This is a genomic window from Flavobacterium sp. LS1R10, assembly GCF_003968825.1.
Taxonomy (GTDB): Bacteria; Bacteroidota; Bacteroidia; order Flavobacteriales; family Flavobacteriaceae; genus Flavobacterium.
The window spans coordinates 571,437-585,737 of sequence record NZ_RYDH01000001.1; the positions used below are offsets into that span (position 1 = coordinate 571,437).

Below are 14,301 nucleotides of genomic sequence, written 5' to 3' on the forward strand. Positions count from 1 at the left end.
TTCTAAGACAAAACAGCAGTAAAAACAAAAAGGTACTGAGGTCATTTAAACCAAAGAATTGGTTATTTTTGTCGATATCAATTTAAACAAATACGCCATTTTGGGATTATATAAAAATCTTTTTAAACAGACTGCGATTTACGGGTTAGCAACGGTTGTCCCGCGAATGTTCAGTTTTTTTTTGGTGCCCTTATATACGGATTTACTTCCAAAAGCAGCATACGGAAAACTTTCCATCATTTTTGCCGGCATGATTTTTTTTAATGTCATTCTTGCGTACGGAATGGAAACCGCTTTTTTTAGATTTTACAATAAAGAAACAGACAAGAAATCGGTAGTGGAAACCACATCCGTTTCGCTTTTTTGGACTTCCATTTCGTTTCTATTTATAGCATTATTATTCCGCAATAAATTAGCCGTTTGGGCCGGAATTGAAGCGCAATTTATTACGTATAACATCTGGATTTTAGTGCTCGACGCTTTGGTGATTGTTCCTTTTTCTAAATTAAGAGTCAATCAACAACCGATAAAATACGCCATAATCAAAATAGGAAATGTAGCTGTCAATTTATTTTTGAACCTTTTCTTTTTGAGTTATTTACCGGTGATTTCACAATCAAACCCGGATAGTTTTTTAGGTTCTTTTTACTTGGAAGATTTTCAGATAGGCTATATTTTTGTGTCTAATTTAATTGCCAGTCTACTGACCTTTATAGTGTTGTCACCCAATTACTTTATATTGAAATGGCATTTTGATTATTCGCTTTGGAAACGCATGATGCAATACGGTATGCCTGTTATGGTGGCCGGAATAGCATTTGCCATCAACGACCAATTTGACAAAATTTTATTGGGATACTTATTGCCTCCTGACATTGCTGATGCCGAAGTGGGAGTGTATAACGCCTGCTACAAACTCGGTTTGTTCATGGTCTTGTACCGAACTGCCTATACTTTGGGAATCGAACCCTTCTTTTTTAGCCATTCTAATAGTAAAGATGCGCCACAAACCTATGCTACAATTACCAAATATTTTGTCATTTTTGGGTCGTTTATATTACTGTCCGTCATCGTTTTTGCCGATGTGCTCAAAGTTATTATGATCCGAGATGATTCCTATTGGGAAGCCATGAAAGTAGTACCATTAATTATTTTGGCTAATTTTTTCCTAGGCATTTACACCAACCTTTCCGTTTGGTACAAACTCATTGACAAAACGCATATTGGTGCATACATTTCTATAGTGGGAGCCATCATTACCTTAGCATTAAACTTTCTTTTAATTCCTACAATGAGTTATTACGGTTCTGCAATTGCCACCATTGCGGCTTATGGGAGCATGATGACCATCTCTTATTATTTTGGAAACAAATATTACCCCATACCGTACGAAACCAATAAAATTGCCATGTATTTAGTGATTTCCATAGGTTTTTCAGCAGTTTCATTTTATGGCTTTAGAGAAAATTATTTAGTTGGAGTGCCGCTATTGTTAGCATTCCTATATTTTATTTACTACAACGAGAAAGAATTATTAATCAAAATGTTGAACCGAAAAAAGAATTAGAATCTAGTTTTTAGGAGCTATTTCCTGCTTTTTGCTGTATCTTTTCTTTTTTAAAGAAAAAAAGAAAAGGATGCCGCTTCAATCAGGGCTAAAAAATCGAAAACAATACAAAAGAACATATACGGACAAGTAGGGACAAGTCGCGACTTGTCCCTACAGCACATAAAAATAAAAAAAATGACAATAAACATCATCAACAAATCACAACATGCCTTACCAAACTATGAAACCATAGCCTCTGCCGGAATGGATTTACGTGCTAACTTAACAGCATCTATAACATTAAAACCATTAGATCGAGCCATCGTAAAAACAGGACTTTTCATAGAACTACCCATAGGTTACGAAGCGCAAGTAAGACCTCGAAGCGGTCTCGCTGCTAAAAACGGAATCACAGTATTGAACGCACCCGGAACAGTAGATGCCGATTATCGTGGTGAAATTGGAGTTATTTTAGTAAATTTATCCAATCAGGATTTTGTGATCCAAAACGGAGAACGCATAGCACAACTCATCATTGCAAAACACGAACGCGCAGAATGGACAGAAGTTCAGGAATTAACTGAAACCTCCAGAGGTGAAGGTGGTTTTGGTAGTACGGGAGTGAAATAGATTTAATAATTTAAAGATTGAAAAATTTAAAGATTTGCGATACTCTTTAAATTTTTCAATCGTTTAATCTTTCAATAAAAAAACATGAAAATAATTGTCCCAATGGCTGGTCGTGGTTCACGCCTTCGCCCGCATACATTAACCATTCCTAAACCATTAATTCCTATTGTAGGAAAACCAATTGTACACCGCCTAGTTGAGGATATCGCTGGCGTTTTGAATCAAGAAATTGAGGAAGTAGCATTCATCATTCATGAAACTTTTGGCAGTAAAGTAGAGGAGGAATTGATCGCTATCGCTAACAAACTTGGGGCAAGAGGCACCATTTATTATCAAAACGAAGCATTAGGCACTGGTCACGCCATTATGTGCGCTAAAGATTCATTGAGTGGACCAGCAGTAATTGCGTATGCAGACACCTTAATTCGAGCTGATTTCGATTTAGATAAAAATGCCGACAGTGTAATTTGGGTCAAACAAGTAGATCAACCAGAAGCTTTTGGTGTTGTAAAACTAAACGAAGCAAATGAAATAGTAGAATTAGTAGAGAAACCGGTAACTTTTGTCTCAGATCTTGCCGTTATCGGAATTTACTATTTTAAAGATGTGGCCGTGCTGAAAAACGAATTACAATTAGTATTAGATAACAATATTATCCACGGTGGTGAATATCAAATAAATGATGGTATCAAACAAATGATGGCTAAAGGCATGAAATTTGTTCCCGGTAAAGTGGACGAATGGATGGATTGTGGCAACAAGAATGTAACCGTTGAAACCAATTCCAGAATGTTAGGATTCTTGCATAATGATGGCGAACATTTAGTGGATTTTGATGTCAAATTAGAGAATTCGACTATAATTCCGCCTTGTTATATCGGTAAAAATGTAATTTTGATTAACGCAACTGTTGGTCCTAATGTATCTTTAGGAGATGGATGCCATGTTTCAAACAGTACGATAAAAAACAGTTTGGTACAAACCCATTCTCATATCAAAAATGCGAATTTAGACAATGCAATGATTGGGAATCACGTTAGTTTCGACGGTAATTTTTCCAGTATTAGCATTGGGGATTATTCGGTATTGGAGTAAAAGGATTCAATTAATGCACTAAGCAATAAGAATAAAACAATGTTGCATTTTTTTACCATATAAGTCATGTAAGTTTAAGTTTCAATTGTGTTGGCCTTATGTAACTTAAACAATCATAAGGTCATTTAAGGTTTAATTCTTATATGACTTATATATCAAATAGTATTTCACTCATTTTTTAGTATGACATTAAATAGGTCCAACTACTTAAATGCTATAATCAAAAATAAAAATATTTAATTTTAAACATACGAGTCTTGCTAGGCTATGTGGCTTCGCTTAAATGAACTATTGGTTTTACTTGAATTAATTCAAAACTTATATGACTTATATGTTTAAACAAGTATGCGACGAAATGTTATTATTTGTAATGTTAAGTGGTATTATATAAAAAAGATTCAGGATTAAAAATACAGCATGAAAAAAAGCGCTTTCATAATTTTATTTCTCGTTTTGCAATGCAATTCGGCTTTGCTGTGGGCACAAACAGAACCTGAGGAAATAAAGCTCGATACGGATCAGTTTCAGGAACTTTTTTATGAATCATTGTTGCAAAAAGGGATTGAGAACTATGATAAAGCAATTGTAGCTTTGGATAAAGCCAATAAAATTAAACCCAATGATGCCGCCGTATATTATGAGTTAGGGAAGAATTATTTAGCATTAAAAGAGTATAAAAGTGCTTATAATTACTTTGAAAACGCCACTAAAATTGATCCTAAAAACAAGTGGTTCTGGATAGGAATGTATGATGTGAGTTACGAAACTAAAAATTTTACTCAGGGAATTACCGTCATCAATAAGTTGATTGAATTTGATCCCAAGTACAAAGAAGATTTGACCTCACTTTATATGGGGACTAATCAGTATGAGAAAGCTTTGGCACTGATTCAGGAACTTAATGAAACCATCGGAAAAACAGATAGAAGGGAATTATACAAAAGCCAGATTCTGTCTGTAGGAAAATTTCAGAATATGGAGATTACCAATCTGGAAGATCTGATTGCTAAAAACCCACAGGATGAGTTCAATTATATCAGTTTAATTTTTTTGTATTCGAAAAATAATGAAGAGTCAAAAGCTTTTGAAACCGTCAAAAAACTCGAAAAAGCAATCCCAGATTCGGAGTGGGCACAAGTAAGTGTATTCAAAAATTACTTGGATGCTAATGACGCACCAAAAGCCATTAAAGCAATGAATATTGTTTTGGCCAGTGCCAAAATTGATTCAAAGATTAAACACCGAATTCTGAATGAGTTTCTGGTTTTTACCGATAAAAATCCGCAATATTCGGCTGATTTAGAGAAGGCTGTCGGCTATTTTGACAAGGATACTTCCGTTGATGTTGCCAAAGAAATTGGGAAGTTTTTCCATGCTAAAAAACAATGGAACAAAGCAATTATGTATTATGAAAAATCAGCAAATAAGGAGTCTGGTGATGCCGTCGGAACGAATTTACTTTTGCTTCAAGCGCATACGGAGATGAAACAATTTGATACAGTAGCTAGGAAAGCTTCGGCACTTATGGAGACTTTTCCAACGCAGCCTCAGTTTTATTATTATGCGGGTTTAGCCAACAATCAGCTGCAACAATTTAAAAAGGCGAAGGGTTTTTTAGAAATGGGCATGGATTATGTAGTGGAGAATAAAGAGTTGGAAATCAATTTCAATATTCAACTTGGAGAAGCGTATAATGGTTTGGGAGATTTCAAGAAAAAAGACTTGTTTTTCTCTAAAGCCAATCAATTATTAAAAGAAAAAAAATAATGAAAAAAATTTCAATAGTAGTTCTACTTACTGTTTTTATGATTTCTTGTAAATCTAAAGCCATTGTGGTTGCTGCCAGTAATGAGCCCGTTGCTGAAGCGGGGTATATGTCAGCCAAAAAAATAATAGAAAATCATTATAACAATAAAAATGAATTTTCTACATTATACATTAAGTCAAGCGCGCGTTATGCGGATGACAAGCAGACCCAAAACGTTACCGCAGAAATTAAAATCAAGAAAGACGAACAAATTTTAGTAAGCATTCGTTTTCTTGGAATTACAATGGCAAAAGCATTGATTACGCCTTCCACGGTGAGCTATTACGAAAAAATCAACGGAAACTATTTTGAAGGGGATTTCAGCAGTTTAAGCCAGTGGTTAGGAACGGATTTGGATTATAATAAAATCCAGAACATGTTATTAGGTCAGGCTATTGATGATTTGACTAAAGGAAAATATCTAGAAACATTATTGGAACAAACCTATCGATTAGATGATACATCGAACAAAAACACGAAAAAATCATTCTTTTTAGATGCCGATAAATTTTTAGTTCAAAAGCAAGAAATTACACAAACTGCCGAAGAGCGAACGATCAAAGTTACATACACAGACAACAAAGTATACAACGAGACAACATTGCCTACAAGTGTTTTAATTAATACGTTTCAGAAGAAAGGAACTACCGAAATCAGTTTAGATTACAATACGGTAACTTTCAATGAAGAACTTTCTTTTCCTTATAGTGTTCCAAATGGGTACAAAAGAATTATAATTAAGTAAATTAGCAAAAATATTTTTCCGATATGCCAAAATTTCTCCTAAGCCTAATTTTAATTTGTACCACTTCATTACTATGGAGTCAGGAATCCCAACAAGAAAAATTAGAAGAACGTAAAGCTCAAATTCAAAAAGAAATTCGAGAAAATGAAAGATTACTGCAGAATGTAAAGAAAAAAGAGAAATCCGCTCTCAATGTGGTGATTATTCAAAGTACTAAAATAAGGCTTAAAGAAAAATTAATAAATACCACTGAAAAGCAAACCAAGTTGCTTAACAACGATATGTACATTAATCAGGTTCAGATCAATAAATTAAAAAAAGAATTGGGGGAACTGAAGGAGGATTATGCCGAAATGATTTTAAAATCATATAAAAGCCGTTCGTCAGAAAGTAGAGCGATGTTTTTATTGTCTTCTGAAAACTTTTTACAGGCATACAAAAGAGCGCAGTACATGAAGCAGTACACCAGTTATAGAAAAGCACAGGGCGAGGAAATTAAATCTAAGTCGACCAAGTTATTGGACTATAATGATAAATTAAACATTCAAAAAAAGGAAAAACAAAAACTGATTGCCGAAAACGAAAAGGAACGATTGGCTCTGGAAAAGGAAAAGAAAGAACAGCAAAAGGTAGTAAATTTTATCAAAAAAGATAAAAATATGATTGCCAAAGAGCTTAAGAAAAGACAACAAGAGTACAAATCAATTGACAGACAAATCAATAAATTAATTCGGGAAGCCATTGCGGCAGCCAATAGGAAAGCCGCCTTAGAAAAAGCGAAAGCCAATCCAAGTGCTCCGGTTTCCAGAGGTGCAGTGTCATCCTCTAAAATTGAGTTAACTCCCGAAGCTAAAATAGTTGCTGATAATTTTAGAGCGAATAGAGGAAGATTGCCGTATCCTGTTGAAAAAGGATATATATCATTAGGATATGGAAACCAAACCCATCCTTTGTTCAATACAATTACGGTTCACAACAGCGGTGTAGAAATCACTACGGACAATGGCGCAAGTGCCAGAGCTGTTTTTGGAGGAGAAGTAACCAGTGTCATCGTTTTGTCACCAGTAAACAAAGCGGTAATGATACAGCACGGAGATTTCTTTACGGTCTATCAAAATTTAAGCTCAGTGTCAGTCAATAAAGGAGATAAAGTGAGTATAAAGCAAAGTCTTGGAAAAGTAAGAACGAATGGCGAGACCGGAAAAACGATAATTAAATTTTTAATCCTACAAAATACAACCTATAATAATCCTTCAAGCTGGTTGTCCCCAAGATAGAAAATAGTTGTCTGATAAAAAAAGCACTATCAATTCAATCGAATTGATAATGCTTTTTTTAGTTAAGGAATTCTATAGTATTAATGGATAAAAGGTCTGTTGACGAAACCTTTTTGACGGTTGTGCTCCATTGCTGTAGTGTTAGTATAGATAGCTGTTTGATTTTTGAATAAATTAACGAATTTAGAACCTTTTAATGGGTTATTCTGCTTTATTAAAAGAAGAATGTACAGCTTTCATCATTCCTTCAGTAGACCAGGTTCCGGAAACTATAATACGTCTGATAGTGTACAATGGATCTGCAGGATCTCTTTTGGTTGATAAAATATAAGCCATTTCATAACCACTTTTCTTAATTTCAGGAATAGCTGCAGTATTCCATAATCCAAATGGATAGGCAAAATCCGTCACCGGTTTTCCTATGATTTCTTCTAATTTTGCTTTTGGTTTTACCAATTGTAAATTCCAGTCGTCGCCCGTATATTTTGTAACCATGTGGTGATCCCAAGTATGTGCGCCTACCGCATGTCCGTCATCAGATAAGCTTTTAATTTGCTCTTTGCTCATATATCCGGGACGATTAATTGAGACAGTCATAATATAAAACACGCCTTTGAAACCCTGTTTTTTCATTTCGGCTGCGCCAATGCTAAATTGTTCTTCTCTGGTATCATCAAAAGTAATCATGATTGGTTTTTCCGGTAAGGGACCATCAAATACTAAATAATCATAGAGTTGTTGTGGTAAAATGGTTTTATATCCTGCATCGGCTAAGGCTTTCATTTGTGCTGCAAAAGCATCAGGTTTTACGGTGTACACTTTCATGTTTCCACTCGCACTGGCACTAAAATCTCGGATATTATGATAACATAAAACGGGTACTTCTTTTTTTGAAAGAATAGTCGCAGCATCAGCCGCTACTTTTTTTGGTGCAATAATTTTTGCAGGAACAGTTATAAGCGGGATTTCCGGTATTATTTTACGAGGTTCTGATTGGCATCCAACTACTAAAAAAAGCCCAACAGAAAGGGAATAAAGAATATTCTTCATAAATCAATTGGTAAATTATTGGTACTGAATGTAAATTGGTTTTGGAGTAAATTTTACTAATTCCTCTGGGCTGTACATCTTCCAATCGTTTTTATTGTCATTTTTATAAAATAATTTAAAACCAGTGAATTGTACCGGTTCTCTATAAATATAACTCATATACGTGGACTTTTTTAGAATTTTACTTCCAAAACCATCCATGTCCATAACGATTTGAACTTCAGGAACGGTCTTGATTTCTTTATAGTTTTTTACCATGCCCTGAGTAAAACGGTGTATTACAAGCACTTTTGGAGTCAGTTTATTTTTGCGCACAATATTTGCCAATATGTCAATGGCATCGTTAATATCAGCGGCAGTGAAATGCCCGATTTTTGAACCTGGGCGCTCTCCATTTTTCATAGAAAACTCCGGATCAATTCCAAGGTGTACATTAGGCATTGAAAGGTATTGTTCCAGTTCTGCCACTTCTGCCTTAACGGTGCTGTGTCCCACCTGAATGTCTAGAAATACCAGCGCATTTATAGGTTTTGCCCAACTTATAATAGTGTCTATTTGCTTAAATGGCATACGCATGCGGTGCATATTATTTTTTCCCGGAGCGCCTTGAGCGGTAACGGCAATATAATGCAAAGCCGGAATTGCTTTTACAGTAGAATCCGCTGCTTGCCACTTGGCCACTTCACCTTGTAATTTTGCCAACATTTCTTTTCGGGGAATTTCACCTAATATTCCCATTCTGGTGGAATATAAGTTGCCGTAATAAGCAATGATTCTATTGTAGGGTAAGAGTGCGCCCGGTAAAGGATAAGGGGCTTTTACAGGCCATCTGCCCGTGGTGTCATTGTTGCTTAAGGCAATCATTCTGGTATTAAAATCAAGCGTGTCGATGGTAAGGGATATTTTCTTTTCTATCGAATCTACTTTTACGGTGGCCGGTTTTTCTGTTTCACTTTCATTATCAGCGGCTTTATTCCGATTACAGGCTAGCGTACTTAACAATAATACGGGAAGTGTGATATATGCAATTGTTGATTTTTTCATAGGTAGCTACTACTTTTTATTTAAAATGAAGGTCCAAGTTTAAAGATAATTTAATTCTGGGATTAATCACAAAGATATGATTTTTAAAGAACGTCATTTTGGTTAAACTAGTGTTTTTAAAATGGTGTTTTTTATATAATTTCCGTTTAAACTAGACTTTTGTGTAATTTTACAATAATCTTTAATCGAATTCAAAACAATATGAAACAGAATGTAAATTGCAACTTATAATTGTAGGGAGCATTTTTATTTAATCCATATTTTATTTAAAAGGGTTTTTTGGAACAAAAAGAAAATACTAACTTTATAAACGTTTTCATTCCCTTAAACACAACAAAAATTGTTCAAAAACAGCCTTTCCTTTCTTCTTTTTTTATGTAGTGTTTTCACTGTTTTTGGACAAATAAAAAAAGATACCATAGCCCTTTCAGAAATCACTTTGAAGGGTTCGCCAATTAAAAATGCACCTCAAAACACTGCTTCTTCCGTTTCAGTGATTACTACTGCCGACATCAATAAAAGTGATGGCATTATACTGACCCCTGTACTAAACAAAATTCCCGGGGTTACCATGCAACAAGGTGCGTTGAACACCAACAGGATTACGATTCGTGGCATTGGCGCCAGATCTCAATACGGAACCAATAAAATAAAAGCCTATTTTGATGGTATACCATTGAGTTCCGGTGATGGTGAAACCACTATTGACGATATTGATTTAGCGTCAATCGAAAAAATAGAAATCATAAAAGGACCAAATTCTACGAGTTTTGGATCCGGTTTGGGTGGCGTGATTCAGTTGTTTTCAAGAGAAACTCCATTATTGGAATCGTTTGGAAAATCAACAGTTACTTTTGGGAGTTTTGGGTTGCTACAAAACCGACTCTCGGCAGGATACAGCGATTCCAAAACGAATGTATTTGCGAGTTTTACGGATTTACAAAGTGAGGGATTCAGGAAAAATAGTTCCTATGACAGAAAATCATTTAACCTGCATGCCAAACAAAAAATTAATTCAAAGGGTAGTTTTTCCTTTTTGGGAACATTCACCCGATTGAAAGCTTTTATTCCAAGTTCTATTAATGAGACGGATTTAAAAAATAATCCAGAGAAAGCAGCCGCTACATGGGCAGCCGCACAAGGTTTTGAGTCGTATGATAAATTCATGCTGGGTTTAGGATACGACCATCAATTTTCTGAAAAATGGTCGCTGCAAACCAGTATTTTTTCTAATTTTAAAGATGCGTACGAACCCAGACCTTTTGATATTTTGGACGAAAAAACAAGTTCGCTAGGCCTTCGTTCGAATGTGAATTACAAAGACCAATTATTTTCTTTGCCCTTTGAACTGAGTTTTGGCACCGAATTATTAACGGAAAAATACGCGTATTCCCTTTTTAAAAATTTGTACAAATCGCAACCTGGTCAAGGTAGTTTAAAAGGCGACGAATTCAGCTCTGTCAAACAAAACCGGAATTACAGCAACTACTTTTTACAAATGGAATTTTGGATTTCAGAAAAACTGCATCTGGAAACCGGAGTAGCATTTAACACAACCAAATATTCGTTAAAAGATATTTTCGAAAATAATTCTGGGGCTCAAAAAATGTCCTTTACTTTTGGAAATGTGTGGTCACCAAGAATTGGTTTCTCGTATAAAGTAAGCAAAGGAAAAAATATATTTACATCGGCGAGTAAAGGATTTTCGGTGCCATCAGTTGCTGAAACACTGACTCCAGAAGGGCAAATAAACACCAATTTGAAACCAGAAGTGGGGTGGAATTATGAATTGGGTTTCAAAGGAAACTGGCTTGAAAATAAAATATACACCGAAGTAACGTTTTATAGCACACAAATTGAAAATTTATTAGTGACACGACGCACCGCCAATGATCAATTTGTTGGGATTAATGCGGGAAGCAGTTCACATTCAGGATTAGAATTCTTGGTTAATTACAAACTTTTCGAACTTACCCAATTTCAAATGACTTCTTATTTTTCAGGTGCGGTGAATAACTTTAAATTCAAAGAATTCTTGGATGGTGATGCTGATTATTCGGGAAATCAATTGACTGGCGTTCCTGAAAAGCAATTTAATTTTGGAGTAGATTTAACCACAAAAAATGGATTTGGTGTCAACACTTCTTTCCGAACGATTAGTAAAATTTCGTTAAATGATTCCAATACAAAATACAGTGAGCGGTATTCGTTGCTTGATATTAAAACGACCTATGTTTTCACGATTCTTAAAATCCTGAAAACAGAGCTGAATGCTGGAATCAATAACGCTTTGGATACTAAATATGCGGCTAATATTTTGCCAAACGCAGTTGGTTTTGGCACTGCTGCGCCACGTTATTTTTATCCAGGAAATCCCGTCAATTTTTACGGTGGTTTTTCGGTAGCGTTTCTTTTTTAGATAGGAATCCTTAGCCGATATTTTATTTTTTAATGCCCGCGACTTCTTTCTCGGTAACGATTTTGGTTTGTTTATTGCTCCAAGATGTCATAATGTAATTCATCACATCAGCTACTTCCTGATCCGTAAGTCCCATGGCCGGCATGCTGCTATTGTACTTGATTTTATTGACAGCAATTTCGCCACTTTGTCCAAATTTTACGGCAGCGATACTTTGATTTCTCTTAGTTTTCAACCAGTCCGAACCGTCTAGAGGCGGGAAGTTCTTACCATCTCCTTTTCCATTTGCGCCATGGCATTGCATGCAAAAATCTGCATAAATTTCTTTTCCGGGTGACTGAAGTTTTGCAGTAACTGCGGTTTCAGTATTCAAGTCAATATAGTTGTCTGCGGAAAATGGATTTGCAAAAGAGAAGCTTCCCAATACAAACACTCCAAATCCTAAAAATAATTTCGTTATCAACATCGTTTAATTTGGTATAATTTTAATAATTCCTTTTCCTTCCACGCCCATATAAATATAGCCATCCGGACCTTGTGCCACATTACGCACGCGACCAATTCCGGTTGCAATTTTTTGTCTGCCGATCACTTCATTTCCTTTTAACTTTAGCAATTCAAGATATTGGAATTTCAAAGAGCCCACCAATAAATGTCCTTTCCAGTCTGGATATTTGTCGCTGGTGACAAAGGCCATTCCGCTTGGAGCGATGGATGGCAACCAATAATAAATAGGTTTTTGGATGCCTGGTTTTTCATTTTCTTTACTAATGGTGGTTCCGTCATAATCGATACCATAAGTAACCACAGGCCATCCATAATTGATTCCTTTTTTTATGATATTGATTTCGTCTCCACCTTGTGGACCATGTTCATGTTCCCAAATGGCTCCTGTTACGGGGTTTTTGGCCATTCCTTGCGGATTCCGATTTCCATAAGTGTAAATTGCTTCTTTGGCTCCGGTTTGACCTACAAATGGATTGTCTTTAGGAATGCTTCCATCATCATTTAGTCGGTATATTTTTCCGCCATCACGCTTAATGTCTTGCGGATTGACAAAATGTTCGCCCCGCTCTCCGATGGAGAAATATAAATAACCATCGTCGTCAAATAGAATTCTGGAACCAAAATGTTGTCCTTTTGTAGTGTTTGGAGTGGCTTTGTAAAGTGATTCGATTTGTGTCAGCGCTCCGTCCAATAATTTGGCTCGAATGAGTTTTGTGTGACCGCCGGTACCTTCCCCTTCATCGGAAGCGAAGGTCATATAAATCCAACCATTTTTAGCATAATCAGGGTGTAAAGCGATGTCTAATAATCCACCTTGTCCACGTGCGTATACTTTTGGAACATTTTTGATTTCTGTTTTTGTTCCGTTTTTAATGTGATATAGAATACCACTTTTGTCAGTAACCAACATTGCACCGTCTGGCAACCAAGTCATCCCCCACGGAACAACAATATCTGCAACCACGGTTTCAAGCGTATAGTTTTTTACCTCGTCTTTAATAGGAATGTCATCAGATTTTACCTGAGCGTTACAACTTAAAGAAAGAAAGGATATAATTGAAAGTGAAACTAATTTAATTTTTTTCATGAGTATCATTTTTGGTCTTTAAAAAAAAGAAATCTTTTTAAAGATAGTAAAAGAGGATTTAAAAAGGCAAATAAGTATTTAATTTTGCTTAGAATTAACAAAAGGAAGCTATTGAATTCCTTTTTTAGAGCTATAATTTAAATTTAGAATTGGACAAAAACCCCATCTAAAAATCAGGGGGTTAAATTTAATCTTCTTGAAAAAAAAATATTTCTTAGCGCTGTATTTTGCAGTTCTGTCGTTGTTGATTACCCCTTTCCAGTTCAATCCAAAACCAAAATTATACACATTACCAGATGCATCTGTGTGTGGAATCATGTCAAGAGGAACGTCTTTTAATTGTTTTTCAACGGTTGTCATATTCAATGGCATTTACAAAGGCAATAATCCGGAAGGTTCTGTTTTACCCGAAACAATATCCAATAAAGCTTCCATTTGAACACCAAATTCTCCCACGATGGCATCTACTTCTTTTTTAAATTCCCCAAAAACCATTGGATTAGAAATATTCACAGATACTAATACCGGCTTTCCTTTCATGGCGCTTTTAGTTTCCGTAATGGTATTATCCTTTTTTAGGCGCTTTGTATAATGGAACGGCAGAGCAGGCTTCACCATACATGATACTTCGTGCAAAAGGGTACAAGTAATGCGCGGCCAATACATAAGCCCGCATCGGAACCGGTTTTCTGGAGCATCCTTTTATAATAATAGGCTTGTTTTCATACGCTGAGTAGTCAATTTTAGGCAGTAATTCTTCATACAAGGATGCGTCTAAATCTTCCAAGGTTCCATTGATAATTTTCTTTGCAAATGGCGCCAATTGAATGGCAACCAAAATCGAAGCCCAGGCAGGAACAATAGCATCAGTGCTGCAGTGAATTGCCACATAGTGATCTTGATATTGTGACCAATCGTGATTTTTCAGTTCCTCTCTAAAGTCTTTTTCTTTCAATAAAAATCCTTCTAAAAGCCATTTTGAAATATCGATTTGCGTACGAATCCCTTTTGGATAATAGTCTTCAAGATCGAAAACTTCCAAAACACTATTCGTAACTTTATTTATTATTTCCATTTTAAAAGTCATAAAG

At 35.6% G+C, this 14,301-nt stretch carries 14 protein-coding genes; 7 read left to right on the plus strand and 7 right to left on the minus strand.

Translation table 11 applies throughout. The annotated features are described in order from the left end of the window. Positions 1-100: 100 nt before the first annotated feature. From EKL96_RS02545 to EKL96_RS02570, 6 genes are all read left to right on the plus strand, one after another. Positions 101-1,567 (plus strand): lipopolysaccharide biosynthesis protein, encoded by a 1,467-nt coding sequence (locus EKL96_RS02545; protein ID WP_126459065.1) that lies wholly within the window; start codon positions 101-103, stop codon positions 1,565-1,567. 177 nt (positions 1,568-1,744) lie between these two features. Beyond that, complete coding sequence (gene dut / locus EKL96_RS02550; protein ID WP_126457809.1) at positions 1,745-2,179, plus strand: dUTP diphosphatase; 435 nt, start codon at positions 1,745-1,747, stop codon at positions 2,177-2,179. A gap of 84 nt (positions 2,180-2,263) precedes the next feature. Beyond that, the gene (locus EKL96_RS02555) at positions 2,264-3,274 is read left to right on the plus strand and encodes a sugar phosphate nucleotidyltransferase (RefSeq protein ID WP_126457811.1); all 1,011 of its coding nucleotides are present in this window, start codon (positions 2,264-2,266) and stop codon (positions 3,272-3,274) included. 417 nt (positions 3,275-3,691) lie between these two features. After that, complete coding sequence (locus EKL96_RS02560) at positions 3,692-5,041, plus strand: tetratricopeptide repeat protein (protein ID WP_126457813.1); 1,350 nt, start codon at positions 3,692-3,694, stop codon at positions 5,039-5,041. Beyond that, positions 5,041-5,826: a DUF4292 domain-containing protein gene (locus EKL96_RS02565; protein WP_126457815.1), complete on the plus strand. Its 786-nt coding sequence runs from the start codon at positions 5,041-5,043 to the stop codon at positions 5,824-5,826. The genes EKL96_RS02560 and EKL96_RS02565 overlap by 1 nt, the downstream gene beginning before the upstream one ends. Positions 5,827-5,849: 23 nt before the next feature. Next, positions 5,850-7,103, plus strand: a complete 1,254-nt coding sequence (locus EKL96_RS02570; RefSeq protein ID WP_126455028.1) for a murein hydrolase activator EnvC family protein — start codon at positions 5,850-5,852, stop codon at positions 7,101-7,103. 201 nt (positions 7,104-7,304) lie between these two features. Here EKL96_RS02570 and EKL96_RS02575 read toward each other — a convergent pair whose 3' ends face one another. Together EKL96_RS02575 and EKL96_RS02580 are read right to left on the minus strand one after the other, a co-directional pair. Further along, entirely contained in the window at positions 7,305-8,153 is an 849-nt protein-coding gene (locus EKL96_RS02575; protein WP_126457817.1) for a polysaccharide deacetylase family protein, read from the minus strand. A 15-nt stretch (positions 8,154-8,168) separates the two neighbouring features. After that, positions 8,169-9,197 (minus strand): hypothetical protein, encoded by a 1,029-nt coding sequence (locus EKL96_RS02580; protein WP_126457819.1) that lies wholly within the window; start codon positions 9,195-9,197, stop codon positions 8,169-8,171. 340 nt (positions 9,198-9,537) lie between these two features. On the opposite strand from EKL96_RS02580, the gene EKL96_RS02585 reads away from it, so the two are divergent. Further along, positions 9,538-11,616 (plus strand): TonB-dependent receptor family protein, encoded by a 2,079-nt coding sequence (locus EKL96_RS02585; protein WP_126457821.1) that lies wholly within the window; start codon positions 9,538-9,540, stop codon positions 11,614-11,616. 22 nt (positions 11,617-11,638) lie between these two features. Here the strand turns inward: EKL96_RS02585 and EKL96_RS02590 are convergent, their stop codons facing one another. The 5 genes from EKL96_RS02590 to EKL96_RS02605 all read right to left on the minus strand — a co-directional run bounded on the left by EKL96_RS02590 (position 11,639) and on the right by EKL96_RS02605 (position 14,285). Further along, complete coding sequence (locus EKL96_RS02590) at positions 11,639-12,082, minus strand: c-type cytochrome (RefSeq protein WP_126457823.1); 444 nt, start codon at positions 12,080-12,082, stop codon at positions 11,639-11,641. Positions 12,083-12,085: 3 nt separating this feature from the next. Next, entirely contained in the window at positions 12,086-13,210 is a 1,125-nt protein-coding gene (locus EKL96_RS02595) for a PQQ-dependent sugar dehydrogenase (RefSeq protein ID WP_126457825.1), read from the minus strand. A gap of 108 nt (positions 13,211-13,318) precedes the next feature. Next, positions 13,319-13,570 (minus strand): hypothetical protein, encoded by a 252-nt coding sequence (locus EKL96_RS02600; protein ID WP_126457827.1) that lies wholly within the window; start codon positions 13,568-13,570, stop codon positions 13,319-13,321. Between the two features lie 12 nt (positions 13,571-13,582). After that, a complete protein-coding gene (locus tag EKL96_RS14170; protein WP_156063277.1) occupies positions 13,583-13,750 on the minus strand; it encodes a hypothetical protein in 168 nt (55 codons plus the stop codon). A 25-nt stretch (positions 13,751-13,775) separates the two neighbouring features. Further along, the gene (locus EKL96_RS02605) at positions 13,776-14,285 is read right to left on the minus strand and encodes a DUF2480 family protein (protein ID WP_126457829.1); all 510 of its coding nucleotides are present in this window, start codon (positions 14,283-14,285) and stop codon (positions 13,776-13,778) included. Positions 14,286-14,301 lie beyond the last annotated feature (16 nt).